Raw genomic sequence first — 16,491 nt, 5'->3', positions numbered from 1 at the left:
GGTTTAACCACAAGCGTATGACAGCCACCCTTTTTACTGGCTATTGCGCGGCATAAGGATACACAGGAGTCATAACATGGAGACTAACGTAATGAATATAATCGTATTTGGTGCCACGGGCGATATTGGCAGTCGAATTGTATCGGAAGCGTTGCAACGCGGCCATAAGGTCACGGCAGTGACACGTAACGAGGCAGCATTCAGCAAGCTACCCGACGGCGTAAAACCTGTCGCCGCCAATTTGAGCGATGCGGACAAGGTGGCATCGGTAATGGCTGGTCATGATCTTGCCATTACGGCGTTACGCCCACCGACAGGCGAAGAAGCGCAATTACCGGTGTTAACCCAAGCCGTCGTCCAAGGCGCAGCCCACCATCAAATGCGCGTTCTGATTGTCGGCGGTGCCGCTCGACTGATGATTCCAGGCACTGACGGTGAAACCGTGTTAAACACCGAAGGATTTCTCCCTGCTTCAGCGGTTGAGATTGCACGCGCGTGCCAAGTGCAATATGAGCAGTGCCTCGCCAGCCAAGATGTGATTTGGAGTTACCTCTCGCCTGCCGCCATGATCGCACCTGGTACTCGCACCGGTCAGTACACATTGGGGACAGACACCTTAGTGACAGATAGTGACGGACAGTCTCGCATTTCAATGGAAGACTTCGCGGTCGCCATGCTTGATGAGGCCGAAACACCTAAGCATCTGCAGCAAGCATTCACGGTGGGCTATGGCACCTAACAGGTGCTAGATCGTAAACGTAAAAAAGGAGCGCTGTGTTGAGCGCTCCTCACTATTCAATCTTTTCTTACCAGCTTAAACCACTGACAGCTCGACCTTAATATTGCCACGCGTGGCATTAGAATATGGGCAGACTTGGTGTGCTTGCTCAACCAACGAGTGCGCAGTATCTTTATCCAGATCACCGACAGAAACCGCCAACTTCACGGCAATGCCAAAGCCGCCATCACCATCGGAACACGAGTCTTTGATTCGCTTATTCGTCACATCGCCAAACTATTACTTGGTCCTGCCACCCTTTATTGAGACAATCGCCGCTGTTACTTCGACAATTACGGACAACAATGAAATTACTAGCTCGCAATCTTGCTCGCACCACTACCGAACACCAACTTCGTCAGCTATTTTCTGAGTATGGTGATGTCGCCGAATGTAATCTGGTGCTGGACCAAGAGACTGGCGAATCCAAAGGCTTTGCTTTCGTGACCATGCCTGATGACACACAGGCGAAAGCCGCGATGGCGGCGTTGCACTTAACCAGCGTTGCGAAAAGCAAAATCCGCGTTAAAGTCGCAAACTAAGCAAAAGGCTCCCTTGCACTTACATTGGCTATGAGGCGAGAGCGATAGCCAACACGATCACACGTGTTGGCTTTTGTTTATGGTCGAAACTTCTGTCCATGGGCGAATACTATTCAGCTGATCTTCGAGCTCATGTTCAGTAATTTCAGTATCATAGGCCACTTGAGCACGCAGCCAATAGCCCTTCGACAATCCAAAAAAACGGCATAAACGCAGGTCTGTATCAGCCGTTATAGCCCGTTTACCAGCAATAATTTGACCAATACGCTGTGCGGGCACTCCGATTTCTTTAGCCAAACGATATTGCGAAATCCCCATCGGGGTCAGGAACTCTTCTTTTAGTAACTCGCCAGGTGTGACAGCTTCTACAGTACGCATGAGCGACCTCTTAGTGATAATCAACGATTTCGACATCTTCCGCACCACCTTGAACCCAGCGAAAGCAAATGCGGAACTGATTATTGATTCGAATGCTAAATTGCCCTTTACGATCACCCTTTAGCGGCTCTAGTTTGTTACCAGGTGGTATTTTGAGATCATCTAAATCGGTTGAGATTTGTAGCTGGCGCAATTTTCTAAGCGCGACTCGCTCAAAATTGACGAAGCGCTTTACCCGCTTTCCCTGTGCTAGCTTTTCAGTATCTTTGCAATTAAACGTTCGAATCATAAACCCAATAGTAACGCATAACGTTAATAACGTAAAGCGTCATTAAACGATAGCTAATTGACAGCCTACGCCCGACTCGTCACTATCAAGCTTTCGGCATCTAGTGACGCTTGAGCAATCAACATGGCAAAGCCAAATAAAAAAGGGCCCACCAAAACCATCGATATTTTCTGTAAACGCTGTAATGCACCACTGTTTAAATACCGCAAAGGCGGCAAAGGTGCATTGGTGAAGTGCTTTAAAGAAAGGATTGTTGAGGATGCCACCACCACGCCGTGTCACTGCCCTCAATGCGAACAGCCCTTTGCGCGTGACACCTTGGTGCGAGGCACACCAGCCTATAAATTTATTGGCGGTAAGGTATGGTTCAAATGAAGATAACCCCTTTAGGCGATACATTAGGGGCACAAGTCGATAATATCGATTTATCCCAGCTTTCAGAGGCTGAGTTTGCGGCGCTGTACCAAGCGTTTTTACGCTACAAAGTGCTTTTCTTTCGCGAGCAGCCTCTATCTACCGACAACCATGTCGCACTGGCAAAACGCTTCGGCGAGCTTGAGCCACCTCACCCGTTTTTTCCGCACCTGCCCGACAACGAGCAAGTGGTCGTGATTGAAACCAGCCGCGGTAATCCACCCAGCCAAAGCTATTGGCACACCGACATGACATGGCAAGCGGTGCCGCCCAAGTGCTCGGTTTTACACGCGCAATATGTACCAGAACATGGCGGGGATACGATTTGGTGTGACATGGCAGCAGTATGGGCCGATCTAACCGACAAAGAAAAAATCGAGCTACGCGAGCTCGACACCATTCACGCACTGCACGCCGTTGAAGGCAGTCGTTACGATCATCAAGACGCCGACGGCCAGAGTGTGGTCTCGAAACGCGCTCAAGACTACCCACCCATTCGCCGTGCCATGGTGCAAACCCACCCAGAAACCGGCCAAGAAGTACTATTTATTAACGAGCAATTTACTCGCACGATTGCCGATTGGCCAGAGGCTGACAGCCAACAACGGCTTGCGACACTGTTCAGTCAAGCACGCCAATCGAAATATCACGTTCGTTTTCGCTGGCAAAAACACTCGGTGGCAATATGGGACAATCGCGCCACCCAACACTACGCAGTAACCGATTATGGCGACACACCCAGACGATTACACCGCGTCACGGTTCAGGGTGAGCGGTCCCAGTAATCCAATAACGGTATTGAAGAGCTTTTTGGGCAACGGCGGATCTCATCCCAAAGCTTACATGCAAAAAGCCACATCGTTTTATCTAAGCAACTGTATCAATGTCACCGGCGCTGAATAACCACTCATGGGATAATACTGACATTACGGCTTTATCAACAAACTCACCATTGCGAAAGCCAGACTGACGCATCACTCCTTCGTGTTTGTATCCCGCCCGCTTATACGCACTGATAGCACGAGAGTTGAGAGTGCTAGCGGTGAGCTGCACGCGATGCAAACCTAGCGTTCTAATGGCATAGTCTGTGACTAATTTGGTCACAAGAGTACCTATGCCTTTTCCCCAAAACTGCTTGTTGCCGATTAAAATAAAAAATTCACCACTACGATTTAGTGTACTGATATCACTAATCCCTGCGTAACCAATCAGCTCATTCGTCGCTCTAGTACAGATCCCAAAAGAAACATTTTTAGGATCTGCATTAATGGTCGACAACCATGAGGAAATATCCGATCGAGACTGCGGATACGCATAGGCTGATAGGCTATAAATTGTTACTTCCCTATCTTGGGACCATTGATAAAAATACTCTGTATCACTGATATCCAGAGATCGTAAGTAATAATGTTCTGCTTCCAGCTGCATGGTTTACTGTATTCCCTATTATGCACCATTGCACTATGACCAAGCATAATCGCGATAGTTGAAAATAAGCTGGCTCTTGTGAACAAACAAAGAACCACTTTTGTTTATCTATTAACGGATATATTCATACAGATTGTTGCTATGCCCATAAAGCATGATTGGGTGTTGTAGCCGAAACCCTAGCTTTTCAAGCAAGTGGTTTGAGGGTTGGTTGTCCGGTAAGGTCACCGCCTGAACCGTAGTCAGTCCGCTCGCTAACAGAGTTGCTTCAAGCACCGCCTCGGCGGCTTCTGTGGCATATCCCTGCCCGGTATAACGCGATAAAAACGCGTAGCCTAAATCTGGATATGCCAATTCATCGCGCTTGAGCACACCGCACATGCCGATGGGCTCACCATCTTCCCGCCGTTCTACCAGATTCAGGCCAAAGCCATGTGCTTGATAGCTCGCAAGCGGTCCGTGACGGAGATACTCGATCGCATCTTGTTCAGTACGCACCTTTTTATCTGCGATATAGCGTATAAACGACGCCTCATTAAGCAGCTCCACAATAAACGGCGCATCGTCGAGATGAAACTGTCGCACATTGAGCCTTTTTGACCGGCATATCAGTGTCATAAACCACTCGCCTACTGAAACATTCTATCGCGCCATAATCGCATATTGGCACGAATAAGTATTTAGGCTGGCAACCAACACTGATAAAAATCGGTCTTCGCATGTTTGGGGTTGGCGCGAACAAATTCCCAGCCTTGATGGCGATAAAAGGTTAACGCGCGATGATTATCACGGCTTACAGAAAGCATTGCTCGGCGACACCCCGCGTTTGTTAAGGTGGTTTCGATATAGCGCTGCAGCAAAGGGGCAAACCCTCGACCACGAAAAGCAGGTGCAAGGTAAATCAGATGCACATAACCAGTCTCAGGCTCTGGCGACGTGCTGCGAAATTCAAGCTGCCCAGCCCATTCTCCATCGACAAAAATATGCCGATAAAACCATTCGGGCTGACCCACGCGTTCACTCACTCGTTCAAAATAGCCAGCCAGAAAGTCTTCAACCCCCTCATCGGAGCCAAAGCTACACACAAAAGCATCCCGACGTGCAGCCACACAATTAGCAAAATCGGTTTCAAGATTGATGGGACGGAAAGTCAGGTGCATGGGTGTCCTAAAATTGATATTTACGTGATGATGCTCCAATATCATAAGGCTTTCTGTGACTATTGTAAGTATTTACTTTTAAATACCTAGATAATGACTCTCAGGGAACAAGTATGCCGGTTTCAAGCTTTAAAGGTGATTTTTGCAATATAGATAGCTTTGAGCCTAGCGCTCAGACCCTTGATGGAATCAAGGAAATGAACAGGATAATCGATACTGCCAATGTACTTGAAGCAGTCTTATCTGGTGTTCCACTATTTCAACTATTTGCATCAAGAAGTGCAAATGGTTCAGTTATTATTGAGGGTTCAGCATCGGTAGTATCCACAGGTATTAATATTAGTATATATGACTGGAAAGGTTTCGCTGATGCATTTAAAAGTGTAGGAATTATTCGGCGCCGTAGACTGCAAGATCACGCTGATATGACAGCACTAAATGCAACAGGAAAAGATTACGAATTTTGGAGATGTGTTTCTAATGCTCTGTAGAAAAGCCACCTTACTTTTACTGATAAGCCTTCCTATAGTAGGCCATGCCCTTACATGGGAAGAATTTTTAAAGTCCGAAATGGATAGTACTTATTCTGCACTAGAAGAAAAAGCAAGTAATTGCCGTAAAAATCGTCAACCATTAGAGCCGATCAAGGAAAGTTGGTTTGTTAATCTCAGTCGAAGCGAAAAAGTAGCAGCAACTGGTTATATTAAACATCTAGCAGAAATTGATTGCTGGGGAAAAGAGCTATCTTCCTACAACTCTGCTTTATTAGCGTATACTTCTGAATCTAAAGATACTCAGTATTTAGACGAGTGGATCGAGCTATCGAATGTATATCGGAGTAGTGCCTTTAAACGTGATTTTCATGCATTGGATGTAAAACCGCTTGTAAATTGGTACAAACGACAACCAAAAGTCATGCCTTTCAATATGGTTGAGTTTCTTGAGCAATACCCTGAATTTCAAAAGAGCAATAAATAGCAATGGAGATATCAAACCGATGCTACAACACCATATAATCCGAAAATAATCAGTAGCTTTGGTAGCTAAGTGAATTCCGACAATCGTATTACGAATATTGTTATCATCACTACTAAGCAACTAACTACACAGTTAAAGAAAGATCGTGTATTTTTCGCCCCCAAAAGGAACAGCTTGACCATTAATCCTATCTGTATTCATGTACGCCAACTTTACGTCTATTTATGATTTCTCTTGAAAAAATATCATTAACTTATACAATCCATTAATGAAAACCCTGATCAAGTAAAACATAAGAAAATAAACCATTGGAACTACTATCATTATTGCTGCTTCGGAACGAGTAAATCCGTAAACGATATAAGCAACAATATATGTAAAATCGTTAAGTTCTCCAGATACAATTGCAACCAAAAGAATGGAAAGTGATATCGCTAAGCTTATCAGTGTTAATAAATTGCTAGCTAAAAATTCTCTAACCAAGCTGATATCATTAGTTCTATTATCTTCTAAGAATAAAAACTCCCCATCTTTCCATGTGGAAAATCTATTTTTTATTAGTACATCTATGACTCTTTCTTTCTCACTTTCATCATAATATTTCTTTGATAGCTTTGAATACATTCTTTTTGCAGTGTACGATGAGACCGTACTCTTTCCTTGGTATAAAATTTTTCTCTGCTCTTCATACGAAAGATATAAGCTTAAGATATTCATCACCATCATCTCCACAAAGCTATAATAGCTTTTCATTATATTACGCTTTATCAGCTAAAGTCACTCCTGATTTTAATCTATATTAGCGCACACAGCTTTCGTTAATCTCATTGTTTTTAATCGTATTATTAAACATTCTTCTTATTCATCAAACAGGCCCACGGAGCCCAATGAGATTTCCAAATGGATCAGTGACTTGGCACATTGATAGTCCATGCTCGATCGCCATTGGACCGCGGTATAAATCAGCGCCGATTGCCTTAAAGTGATCTAGAGCGCTTAACAAGTCATCAACCAGCCAATACAGCACAGTCCCGCACTTACCATTGCGGACTTTTTCATCGGCTTGCACAATTTCCAACTGAAAACCATTTAAGTCGAGGGCGGTAAAATCAAAGTCTGGATAATAAATAGGCATTGCTTTAGGAAAAGCCTTGCGATACCACTCTAGCCCTTCATTCACGTTAGGTACATGTACAAGCAATGCAGATGGGTAAACGGACATACCATTGGAATAACCTTGTCTAGTATTCATTGAAAGTGACTCGCAAACTTCTCGATAAAAAATTAACTGTCGTAACCCAGTAATTCATCAAATCGTCTCAGCAATCAGCCGACGCCGCTATCGTTAGTGTGATTTAGACTCAATTAACATGATCTTGCATGTGCCCCTAATCACATTGAGGGGGAAACTTAATATCAACAATGGCTATCTTTATTTTTACACCATACACTTCTCACACCAACATGCCTAAAACCGACTGACTTACAGTTACGACTACTCGTACTGTTTGGCATGACATCCGTCAGCACTACTTTGGCACCTAAAGAAATAGCATCTTCAATTCGTGCTCGAAGTAACGCAATTTGACACCCTTTCGAACGATAACTCTCTTGTGTATACGCATTGGCGAGTATTACATATTCGCCCTCGATATAACTCGTTGCCCAAGCACATGGCTCACCGTTTATTTTCGCAACATAGCAACGAAACCTTTCTGTGCAGTAAAGCGGACGTTTCTTCTGCCAGATTTCGTTCGAACACTCTAAACCTGATGTTTTAAGTAAAGCTAAAAAATCATCAACATTATCATGTAACCATTGTTCAACTGACACTTGTTGGGATTTATCTGTACACGCTACATACTCATCAGGCTTCAGTTCGAGAAATTCATGCTCATATTCTGATACAAAGGCACGATTTAATAACCATGTTGTCAGCTCATTTGTTATTGCCTGCGGTTCGACGGATATTTCAGGGGGCAAGTCACGTGTGTAAAAACTCAGATAACTCTCTAAAGTCTCTATGCTAGAAAGTTCATGGATGATTATTTGATTATCATACTTACGTGTTTTGTCCACGAAAACAGAGCAACCCTCAGATTCAACCGAAAAAAGTTCACTGGCTAAATCAGTTGACAGTGTTCGTTCATTATTAAAGTGAAAGTAAGCGTTATAGACGTCTCTTACTTTTTTATCTTGCATCGTTCCCTCGATACTATATTAAAAATTAACGGATTAGCCCTTTATTGATAATCAAATTCACTTAGACACGACCTTTAATACAGGAGGTAACTATATCTAATCAATTAATTTTGACGCTAATCTCTAAGTACCAATTTTAAGGTAAAAGTATATACCTTACTTATTGGCTGCTCTCGCGCTGAAAGAAGTGCCAGAGGCAGCTAATCGTTTATTATCTATTTGGTGAAGTGTATCCCGTTGTTGTCGCTACGACTTCAAAACCACGCTTTGATACGATTGGTTTACTCATATCTGAGGCATCGATTATAAGATATTTAACCCCTTTCGATTTCGCTTCAGAGATGCGTTTGTTAAGGATCAAACTATAATACCCATTACCGCGAAATTCTTCGATTGTGCTTCCGCCCCAAATACCGGCAAATGGGCTATTACCATTAAATGTTAGCCAAGCAGAGGTCACTGGTCGGCCATTTACATATACGACGTAGATAGACACAGAATAAGGAGAATGTTCCTTGAGGCTTACTAAGTAATTATATTGCCAATCAAAATCTCCACCCCAGACCTTTTCTTGAACTATTATTGCGTCACGAATACCCTCTCTATCAAATACTTCTGTGATCTGAGATTCATCGAAAGATAGGTTCGCTGTTTTTTCCAGGTCTAGAACCATAAATGATTCGGTATCTTCTTGTTCAAAACCATTTTCGAGTAATACACTGCCGATATTACTTGGTTTATCGGTACTGTAGGTTTTCCATTCAAAGCATAAATTGCGCTTGTTAAAGTATAAAAGTTGCTCTTTAACTATTGATTCAGTGAGACTTTCGTCGAAGCTGAAGAATGAAACATAGCTACCATGACGGTCATTTGATACGAACTTCGTCAGATTATTATCTGACTCCTTTACACCATTAAACGAGGGAAAAAGCTTTCGCTCAAACTCATTGTAGTCTCGCATTACATCCACTGTATTCATTTTATCCTCATTGATTGCTACCTTGCAGCAATACGCTAGTTATGAACTAATCAACACAATCAGGCATAGCATCCAACGTTTTTTCTAACCATATTGAACTAATATAATGTCCATTTTTTCTTGCGTACTCGTTGAAAACACCAACCTCTTTAAAACCAAAGCGTTTATGCAAAGCTATTGATGCATCATTTGGTAATGCAATACCGGACAATGCGCGGTGAACTCCGCACGTGCTTATCGATGAGAACAACTGCTTATACAGCCTAGTCCCTAAGCCTTTGCCTTTCGCCTCTGGCGCTAAATACACTGTCACCTCGACCGTATCGTCAAAAGCAGAATTCGCCCTATACGGTTGGGAGCATGCAAAACCACATACTAAGCCGTTTTCTATCGCCACATAAAGCTGATGCTTCGTTCCACTCGAAAACTGCGAAAACCATTCTTGACGGTTCTCTACTGTGAACGGATCTACCTCAAATCGAGCATTGGTATGTTCGATATAATAATTAAAAATGTCGGTAATAGCCGACACATCTGTATGCTTGCCAGTCCTAATTTCCATGCAATATCCTTGTTCTATATCGTCGATGTTCACCATCACTCGAATTATCAAGACGACACCGTCTAGCTCGGCACTGTTTTAGGAGAAAAAAGTTGAGCTCGCCAAGCACCGCTTTTCTCTTTATTCAGAGATTAATTACAAAAAATTGCCATTATTGCCTGTGAACGTGAGATGATGGTGAGCTTAGGTTCAATGCTCAAAGACGGCGTGATGTGGGATAGAAATCTCACCGAAATTTAAAGATTGACGCCATGCTCGTTTGCTAGCTACTGATTGCACACTTAAAGTTTTGATATCTCGTCAGAGCAAAACTCAACTAGCAGACCATCCTCGAGCCAAACCTCATACAAAGGACCACCAAAGTGTTTTCTAAAGCGATGAGCTAATTGATGTTTCTCTGCTATTGCGACTAACTCATCTACCGTTTTGTTTGCTTCGAGCATAAAGTGAGAAGCATGAAAATTTTGGTTTTTACCTTGCTCTTCATAAATTGCAGCTAAGTCACCGAACGTCAGTTTATACTGCGCTGGAATGAACTCAATTAGCTCATTATCACTCTCACTCCAAACACACATCCATGCACCAGTCATTGTCTTTGACGGAAATGCTTTAGCCTCTCCATTAGTAAGCTCAGCTAAAATCTCCGAGCTGCGCTTCGGTTGGAGTGAGTTAATAGATAAATGCTTAATTTTCATTTAATTTCTCGATCTTCCCTAAGATAGCCAGCGCCCGCCTAAGGCGCTGACAACGCATTTCCACTAAACTCAATCACAACAACCATAACCACCACGGCTCAATGGGACTGGAAACGCCACGCGTCGCCCTTCTATTGAGGCGTTTGTTATCAGGATTTTGCCAGCTTATTCAAATCATTACCTTCAAATCGGTAATACTCTTTTTCTCTAATCAAACTTGCTCCGATTGATTTGTAAAACTTTCCTGCTATCGGATTCGTACTTTCTGCTGTCCAGTCTAGGCGCTTACAGTTATGAGTAATAGCGATAGTAGCCAAATGTTTCATCAATTGAAGTCCGATACTTTTACCACGAGCAGAGGAAGATACAAACAGGTCTTTCATATACATCTGGCCTGATAGTTTTGGTGCCGGAACCATTATTGTGTAAGTTGCAAAACCCAAAACCTTATCGTGGTCAAAGGTGCGATCACATTTACGCCTGAGTGCTCAGAAAATACTTGATGACTAAGATAGTTGGCTAAGTCCTGTTCTGGCGCAGCCTTATCACCGATAATAGTACTGCTCAAGTTCAATGAAGATCTCAACTAAATCAAGGCAATGGTTTTTATCAACTCTTTTGATTTCTACAGACATTTACATCCCTATAACGAATGACATTAATTCTCCCTCTTGAAGATCTGCCACAATTAGATGCGGCTTTTAATAACGGAGATAACCATATCTACTCAATTTTTTGTATTAATCTCGCTAAACACCACTAGCCTCTTTTACGCAATGATTAACTACAAAACATGCGCCAAAATTAAACGATTGACGACATGCTCGTTTGTTATAGCGCAACTTCAGCTATCATTTTAACCGCAAGCAACGTCAATAAAACCTGGATTATTTTAATAATATAACCATTTTTTGTACTTAGTCGAAGCTTCGTTCCTATAAACGAGCCTAAAATAGCGCCCAAAACCATATAAACAATAAGATCTAAGTCAGAAAACATGCTCTCAGTGAACGACAAGTACACGGGGACTTTTGCTAGGTGACTAATTGTCATAAATAACGCGCTTGTTGCTATGATTTCATCTTTAGATTCCAGTTGTTTTGTTAACACGCTCAAACTCAACGGTCCAGTTGCACCTACTACCAACCCTAACTCTGTTTGTAAAAAGCCGATCAGATAAAAGCTTTCGTATCGACTGACAGACGCTGAAAACTTTGGGCTCCATAGGTTCAGTAAAATATACAGGCCAATTGCAGCTGGGACATACTCCATTGAAATATGAGACAAACCATACCCGATCATCAACGCACCGACGACTGACCCAAGTAAGAAGCGAGGAACAAGCTGCCACCTAACATGTTTCAATGAAAACAGCATACGTGACGAGTTACTTGCCAATTGAACCAAGCCATGAATTGGTATTATCAAAGCAGGACTTAGGAAGACAGGAAGGACTGAAATTAGAAGCATTCCACCGCCAAATCCAACGATGCCAGCAACCATGGACGTCAGTAATACTATTAATCCCAATAGATATTCGATCTTCGATTTCTCCTTGCGCTATAACGCCTAGATCAGCAGCGCGTCTTTCTGCGTCGGCTGGATTTAATTGTTAGTTTCATAAATGTGCGTTCCCAAAATCCAGCTTCCGGATCAACTGTGTAGCTAGGGTTTAACTTTTGTACTTCATTCAATATTCGGCTTTCTGTTTTCTTAGCTTCTGCCGACGATCGCTCGCTGTAACATTCACCAATTTTAAACATCGTTAAGCTGAGAGCTGTACCTACCTCAAAGGCAACGATAATTCTAATAAATCCGCCTTCCGCTACGATTTTCGAGTCTCCTAAAGTTGCCATAACAACTATTGAGTAATACAGGCTGTTTAGATAAGTAAATGTAAGATCTTGAAAGTAGACAAAGAACCCATCGAACGAAAACAACTCATACTTGTCGTCAGCCTTAATCTCGCGCAGGCCGGATATCATTTGTTCTTTTGCATCGATTACTCCAATAAAAAAGTAACCTCCGGCACACAGCACAGCCAATGTTACAAAGAGAAACTTAAGCTCTTTGATTGATGTTTCGCTTTTGCTTAGCTGTTTGATAACATCAAACAGCAACTTACCAATATACCCATAGAGAACAATCGCTAATAAAACTAAAAGCGCCCCTGCTAAAGAATGTCCTCTCGCATAGGGAATCACAAGGCCCATAACAAATACACAGGCCGTGAAAAAAAGGTTCTTTGAGTAAATTCTAGTTAAGTCTTCCATGTTCCCCTAAGAAACTAACATTGTATTAATGCGCATTCTCGATTTACCAAAACCGTTATACGCATCTTTTATCGTCTAAATTACTGTTATTAAAATTATTTTAAACGCTTCAAGCAATCAACTCGTCTGCAAAAATGTGCGTGCCGTCCATCACAGCTCAGGCGTTCACATTACCCCGAAACGATACTAACTAACCCATAACGCGTTACCACGCAGGAGTGTGGGAACGAGGTGATAGGCACCGCTATACCAATGGCTTCACTTTAACACCCACGCTACCGCCCTTCGGTTGGCGGCGTCCAAAAGGCCATGTACGGGCGAGAATTTTAGGGGGCTTAGATTATCAAACGCTGGGTAATGTGTTTAGACAGAGGCGTCTAAAATGTTGGCGTGGTCAGGGTTTGGGGATTTGTGGAGGGGATAAACGCAAAAAAGCCGCTGAATAATCAGCGGCTTTTCGGTATGTGGCGGAGAGATAGGGATTTGAACCCTAGAAGGGCTATTAACCCTTGCCGGTTTTCAAGACCGGTGCTTTCAACCACTCAGCCATCTCTCCGGAACGCGGCGTATATTATTGGGTTCGCTGTGGCTTGTAAACCCTTTATTTGCCGCTTTTTGTCTGTTCGCTCAAGCTGTGATCAGGTTGGCGATATTGCTAGCAAAAGGCGATTAGCTTGCCGCCAATCGCCCTACTTTACTGAGACACTTTAACCGAGTCTCGTTACCGCGCAGTACTTATAGCGCGATAAAAATACCCGCCAGAGCCGCACTCATTAGGTTGGCAAAGGTGGCGGCAATCACTGCGCGCACGCCTAAGCTTGCCACATCTTTGCGACGCTCCGGCACCATCGCACCGATAGAGCCGAGCTGAATGGCAATCGAGCCGATATTCGCAAAGCCACACAAGGCAAAGGTCACAATGACTTGGCTTTGCACCGACAAGTTCGCTTTGATATCAGCAAACGATAAGAAGGCAACAAATTCGTTAAGCGCAATTTTCTGGCCAAGTAAGTTACCCACGGTGAAGATCTCGTGCACCGGTACACCGGTGAGTAGTGCCAGCGGTGAGAACAGGTAGCCAAACAGCATTTCTAGGCTTAGACCGTCAATATCGACCAACTCACCTAAACTACTCAGCCCAGCGTTTAGCATCGCAATCACGCTGATAAAGGCCACCAGCATGGTGCCCACAGCCACCGCGACTTTCATACCGTTCATCGCGCCGCTGGCGAGGGCGTCAATCGCATTGGCTTGGTCGCTGTCACTGATCTCTACATGGTTTTGTTCTGCGGGCGTCTGTGTTTCCGGCACAATGATTTTTGCCATCAAAAGTCCGCCGGGGGCAGCCATAAAGCTCGCGGCAATCAGGTATTTCAAATCCACACCCATCGCCGCATATCCGCCCAACACACTACCGGCGACCGAGGCCATGCCTCCCACCATCACAGCGAAGAGCTCAGAGCGTGTCATTTGGCTAAGAAAAGGGCGAACTACCAAAGGAGATTCGCCCTGAGAAAGAAAGATGTTGCTGGTTGCCACCAGAGACTCTGCTCGGCTGGTGCCGAGTAATCGCTGTATGCCACCGCCGAGAAGTTTAATAACCCACTGCATAATGCCGAGATGATAAAGGAGGGATATCAGCGCACTGATAAAAATGATTAGCGGCAGAACTTTAACAGCGAAAATAAACCCATCGTTGGCGAGAGGGCCAAATACAAACTCAATGCCTTCGTTGGCAAATGAAAGCAGCTTCGCCGCGCCATTGCTCATAGAGCCCAGCATGGCTTGTCCTACTGGAATGTAAAGCACCAGTGCGGCAAAACCCGCTTGTAGGCCAAATGCCCCAAGCACTGTACGCCAGTTGATCGCTTTACGGTTAGAGGAGAACGCATAGGCGCACAAAAACAGAGCGACGATGCCGGCCGCACTATAGAGAAGTTGCATAAATAGAATACCTTGCCGTGTTGTGTTGCACTTGCGGTACAGATGAGTACGACACGCTGCCAAGGTGGCAAGAGGTTCCATCATGCGTTTCATCGTACCGCGGGTTCGGTGAAGGTGGGCCCAACCTTGGACACTTTTTCTTCAGCCGCGAATCGCGACACAGCCACTCTTTGCCTTTGGGCTGGCGAAGAGCGCATGTTGGGCGGGCATTCTATTGTGATTTGAATCGCATTTCCAGCTAAATTTGGCCTTTGATCACATTTTATTCTCAGCCGCTCACTGAGCGCTACGACGATGGTCGGATAGGCTGCGAGACGGGTTTTTGGCAAGATTGATTGACACAGATCGCTCATATGTTATTGATAACCTGCTATTGACAATAAAATTAATCAAATAGCGATAAAAACAAACACAACAACGCAATTATTATAAAGGAAACAATCATGCAAACCGTCTCTCCTCATGAGGCCGGGTCGCGTTTATCTGTGATCCAACGTGTTCGCGCCTTGGGGCCGGGCATTATGATGGCCGCTGCCGCCGTGGGTGGCTCTCATCTGGTTGCCTCAACCAAAGCCGGTGCCATTTATGGTTGGCAATTGGCCGCATTAATCCTGCTGGTAAATCTCTTTAAATACCCTTTTTTCCGCGCAGGCGTGCAATACACGGCAGGAACCGGCGAAACCTTAGTAGAGGGCTATGCCCGCCTCGGCCGCGGGTATCTGTGGCTTTTTATTGTGCTCAGCGCGGTATCCGGCGTGATCAATACAGCTGCACTGACTTTATTTAGCGCCAGTCTGCTGAGCTATTTTGTGCCGTTTGATCTTTCCCTGACCGCCCTTTCCATCATTATTGTAATGACTTGTTTGGTCATTCTAATTGCTGGCCATTACAAGGCGTTGGATTGGCTATCTAAAGTGATCATGGCGACGCTCACCTGTGCCACCTTGGTCGCGGTGACTGTGGCAATCGGCAACCCTGTCGCGGTTGAGCCTAATTTTCAGACTCCGTCCATTTGGTCAGTCACGGCGATTGGCTTTATCGTGGTCACCATGGGTTGGATGCCCGCCCCGATTGAAATTTCTAGCATCACCTCGGTGTGGCTAAAGCGTAAAGCGCAATCTGAGCCCATTAATGCTAAAGCGGCGCTGTTTGATTTTAACGTCGGCTATATCGGCACCGCTGCATTGGCGATTGTGTTTCTATCACTCGGTGCCCTGCTGTTGCATGGCAGTGGGGTTGAATTAAAGCAATCTGGGATTGGCTTTTCGCATCAATTGGTTGGCCTGTATGCTGCTACGATTGGTGAATGGTCCCGCTACTTGATTGCGGTGGTCGCCTTTTTCTGTATCTTCGGCAGCACCATTACCGTGATCGACGGGTATGCGCGGGTCGTGTCTGAATCTCAGCGCTTATTGCGTCGCCAGCCACAAGCCTCGCCACAGGTGACTCAAGGCTGGATGTTAATCACGGCCGTGTTAGCGCTCGGTATTGTCGCGTTTTGGACCGGTGCATTGCTAACCATGCTCGATTTCGCCATGATTGCTGCATTCGTGACCACGCCGTTCTTTGCATTACTCAACTATATTTTGGTCACCAAACACCGCTTACCGCCTGAAGTGACCATGAGTAAGTCGATGCGCGCACTGGCGATCGTGGGCCTGATATATTTATTCGGCTTTTTAGCAGTATTTATCTGGTGGAAGTGGTTGATGTAACAAAGTTTACCTTGTTCACGCTTGAAGGGCTGGGTTAACATCCTTTTACAACTTCACCATAGGCGTTGAGCACGGATAAGGTATTATTTGCTTTATAAAAGCCAGTCATGGTTTAGGTTAAGGACGTGGGTAGCTTGAAAAAGTGAACGACTGC

21 protein-coding genes, 1 tRNA gene and 3 pseudogenes are annotated in these 16,491 nt (G+C 44.5%); 8 read left to right on the top strand and 17 right to left on the bottom strand.

The window, feature by feature from the left end; translation table 11 throughout:
* The first annotated feature begins 91 nt into the window (after positions 1-91).
* The gene (locus tag N7E60_RS06375) at positions 92-739 is read left to right on the top strand and encodes an NAD(P)-dependent oxidoreductase (RefSeq protein WP_096631366.1); all 648 of its coding nucleotides are present in this window, start codon (positions 92-94) and stop codon (positions 737-739) included.
* A 75-nt stretch (positions 740-814) separates the two neighbouring features.
* On the opposite strand, the pseudogene N7E60_RS06370 reads toward N7E60_RS06375, so the two are convergent.
* Positions 815-967: pseudogene (locus tag N7E60_RS06370) on the bottom strand (OsmC family protein); the annotation flags it as partial.
* 116 nt (positions 968-1,083) lie between these two features.
* On the opposite strand from N7E60_RS06370, the gene N7E60_RS06365 reads away from it, so the two are divergent.
* Positions 1,084-1,320, top strand: a complete 237-nt coding sequence (locus N7E60_RS06365; protein ID WP_096628134.1) for an RNA recognition motif domain-containing protein — start codon at positions 1,084-1,086, stop codon at positions 1,318-1,320.
* Between the two features lie 57 nt (positions 1,321-1,377).
* Here the strand turns inward: N7E60_RS06365 and N7E60_RS06360 are convergent, their stop codons facing one another.
* Both N7E60_RS06360 and N7E60_RS06355 read right to left on the bottom strand, forming a co-directional pair.
* A complete protein-coding gene (locus N7E60_RS06360) occupies positions 1,378-1,698 on the bottom strand; it encodes a HigA family addiction module antitoxin (RefSeq protein WP_077577889.1) in 321 nt (106 codons plus the stop codon).
* 10 nt (positions 1,699-1,708) lie between these two features.
* Positions 1,709-1,987, bottom strand: a complete 279-nt coding sequence (locus N7E60_RS06355; protein ID WP_069587542.1) for a type II toxin-antitoxin system RelE/ParE family toxin — start codon at positions 1,985-1,987, stop codon at positions 1,709-1,711.
* A 123-nt stretch (positions 1,988-2,110) separates the two neighbouring features.
* Here N7E60_RS06355 and N7E60_RS06350 point away from each other — a divergent pair, with 123 nt between their 5' ends.
* Positions 2,111-2,362, top strand: a complete 252-nt coding sequence (locus tag N7E60_RS06350) for a hypothetical protein (protein WP_025739952.1) — start codon at positions 2,111-2,113, stop codon at positions 2,360-2,362.
* Positions 2,359-3,186 carry a TauD/TfdA dioxygenase family protein gene (locus tag N7E60_RS06345; RefSeq protein WP_269598419.1) on the top strand — a complete coding sequence of 276 codons (828 nt, stop codon included), beginning with the start codon at positions 2,359-2,361 and terminating at the stop codon, positions 3,184-3,186. The genes N7E60_RS06350 and N7E60_RS06345 overlap by 4 nt, the downstream gene beginning before the upstream one ends.
* 82 nt (positions 3,187-3,268) lie before the next feature.
* On the opposite strand, the gene N7E60_RS06340 is transcribed toward N7E60_RS06345, so the two are convergent.
* The 3 genes from N7E60_RS06340 to N7E60_RS06330 all read right to left on the bottom strand — a co-directional run bounded on the left by N7E60_RS06340 (position 3,269) and on the right by N7E60_RS06330 (position 4,989).
* Entirely contained in the window at positions 3,269-3,829 is a 561-nt protein-coding gene (locus N7E60_RS06340) for a GNAT family N-acetyltransferase (RefSeq protein WP_077457075.1), read from the bottom strand.
* 111 nt (positions 3,830-3,940) lie between these two features.
* Positions 3,941-4,447 carry a GNAT family N-acetyltransferase gene (locus tag N7E60_RS06335; RefSeq protein ID WP_269598418.1) on the bottom strand — a complete coding sequence of 169 codons (507 nt, stop codon included), beginning with the start codon at positions 4,445-4,447 and terminating at the stop codon, positions 3,941-3,943.
* Between the two features lie 62 nt (positions 4,448-4,509).
* On the bottom strand, positions 4,510-4,989 hold the full coding sequence (locus N7E60_RS06330) for a GNAT family N-acetyltransferase (RefSeq protein WP_269598417.1): 480 nt from the start codon (positions 4,987-4,989) through the stop codon (positions 4,510-4,512).
* A 113-nt stretch (positions 4,990-5,102) separates the two neighbouring features.
* On the opposite strand from N7E60_RS06330, the gene N7E60_RS06325 reads away from it, so the two are divergent.
* Both N7E60_RS06325 and N7E60_RS06320 read left to right on the top strand, forming a co-directional pair.
* A complete protein-coding gene (locus N7E60_RS06325) occupies positions 5,103-5,480 on the top strand; it encodes a hypothetical protein (RefSeq protein WP_077461097.1) in 378 nt (125 codons plus the stop codon).
* Positions 5,428-5,967, top strand: a complete 540-nt coding sequence (locus tag N7E60_RS06320; protein ID WP_269598416.1) for a hypothetical protein — start codon at positions 5,428-5,430, stop codon at positions 5,965-5,967. Before N7E60_RS06325 ends, N7E60_RS06320 begins: the two co-directional genes overlap by 53 nt.
* Before the next feature lie 222 nt (positions 5,968-6,189).
* On the opposite strand, the gene N7E60_RS06315 is transcribed toward N7E60_RS06320, so the two are convergent.
* From N7E60_RS06315 to N7E60_RS06295, 5 genes are all read right to left on the bottom strand, one after another.
* Positions 6,190-6,720 (bottom strand): hypothetical protein, encoded by a 531-nt coding sequence (locus N7E60_RS06315; RefSeq protein WP_269598415.1) that lies wholly within the window; start codon positions 6,718-6,720, stop codon positions 6,190-6,192.
* A 112-nt stretch (positions 6,721-6,832) separates the two neighbouring features.
* Positions 6,833-7,219 (bottom strand): VOC family protein, encoded by a 387-nt coding sequence (locus tag N7E60_RS06310; RefSeq protein ID WP_269598414.1) that lies wholly within the window; start codon positions 7,217-7,219, stop codon positions 6,833-6,835.
* Between the two features lie 164 nt (positions 7,220-7,383).
* Positions 7,384-8,169, bottom strand: a complete 786-nt coding sequence (locus tag N7E60_RS06305; protein ID WP_269598413.1) for a GNAT family N-acetyltransferase — start codon at positions 8,167-8,169, stop codon at positions 7,384-7,386.
* A gap of 211 nt (positions 8,170-8,380) precedes the next feature.
* Positions 8,381-9,148 carry a GNAT family N-acetyltransferase gene (locus N7E60_RS06300; RefSeq protein WP_269598412.1) on the bottom strand — a complete coding sequence of 256 codons (768 nt, stop codon included), beginning with the start codon at positions 9,146-9,148 and terminating at the stop codon, positions 8,381-8,383.
* A gap of 46 nt (positions 9,149-9,194) precedes the next feature.
* Complete coding sequence (locus N7E60_RS06295) at positions 9,195-9,710, bottom strand: GNAT family N-acetyltransferase (protein WP_269598411.1); 516 nt, start codon at positions 9,708-9,710, stop codon at positions 9,195-9,197.
* 138 nt (positions 9,711-9,848) lie between these two features.
* Between N7E60_RS06295 and N7E60_RS06290 the strand changes: the two are divergent.
* Positions 9,849-9,950 (top strand): annotated as a pseudogene (locus N7E60_RS06290) (IS110 family transposase); the annotation flags it as partial.
* A 41-nt stretch (positions 9,951-9,991) separates the two neighbouring features.
* On the opposite strand, the gene N7E60_RS06285 reads toward N7E60_RS06290, so the two are convergent.
* From N7E60_RS06285 to N7E60_RS06260, 6 genes and pseudogenes are all read right to left on the bottom strand, one after another.
* Entirely contained in the window at positions 9,992-10,405 is a 414-nt protein-coding gene (locus tag N7E60_RS06285; RefSeq protein WP_269598410.1) for a hypothetical protein, read from the bottom strand.
* Positions 10,406-10,554: 149 nt separating this feature from the next.
* Positions 10,555-11,040, bottom strand: a pseudogene (locus N7E60_RS06280) (GNAT family N-acetyltransferase).
* A gap of 196 nt (positions 11,041-11,236) precedes the next feature.
* The gene (locus tag N7E60_RS06275) at positions 11,237-11,908 is read right to left on the bottom strand and encodes a sulfite exporter TauE/SafE family protein (protein WP_269598409.1); all 672 of its coding nucleotides are present in this window, start codon (positions 11,906-11,908) and stop codon (positions 11,237-11,239) included.
* Positions 11,909-11,979: 71 nt separating this feature from the next.
* A complete protein-coding gene (locus tag N7E60_RS06270; RefSeq protein WP_269598408.1) occupies positions 11,980-12,678 on the bottom strand; it encodes a hypothetical protein in 699 nt (232 codons plus the stop codon).
* A gap of 465 nt (positions 12,679-13,143) precedes the next feature.
* Positions 13,144-13,234, bottom strand: a tRNA-Ser gene (locus N7E60_RS06265).
* Positions 13,235-13,413: 179 nt separating this feature from the next.
* Positions 13,414-14,622 carry a NupC/NupG family nucleoside CNT transporter gene (locus N7E60_RS06260; RefSeq protein WP_069588359.1) on the bottom strand — a complete coding sequence of 403 codons (1,209 nt, stop codon included), beginning with the start codon at positions 14,620-14,622 and terminating at the stop codon, positions 13,414-13,416.
* A gap of 443 nt (positions 14,623-15,065) precedes the next feature.
* Here N7E60_RS06260 and N7E60_RS06255 point away from each other — a divergent pair, with 443 nt between their 5' ends.
* The gene (locus N7E60_RS06255; protein ID WP_269598407.1) at positions 15,066-16,337 is read left to right on the top strand and encodes an NRAMP family divalent metal transporter; all 1,272 of its coding nucleotides are present in this window, start codon (positions 15,066-15,068) and stop codon (positions 16,335-16,337) included.
* Positions 16,338-16,491: the final 154 nt, after the last annotated feature.

The organism is Salinivibrio proteolyticus, assembly GCF_027286365.1.
In the GTDB taxonomy this organism is placed as follows: domain Bacteria; phylum Pseudomonadota; class Gammaproteobacteria; order Enterobacterales; family Vibrionaceae; genus Salinivibrio; species Salinivibrio proteolyticus.
The sequence above is the reverse complement of the archived record's forward strand: the minus strand, read 5'-3'. Positions and strand labels throughout refer to the sequence as shown.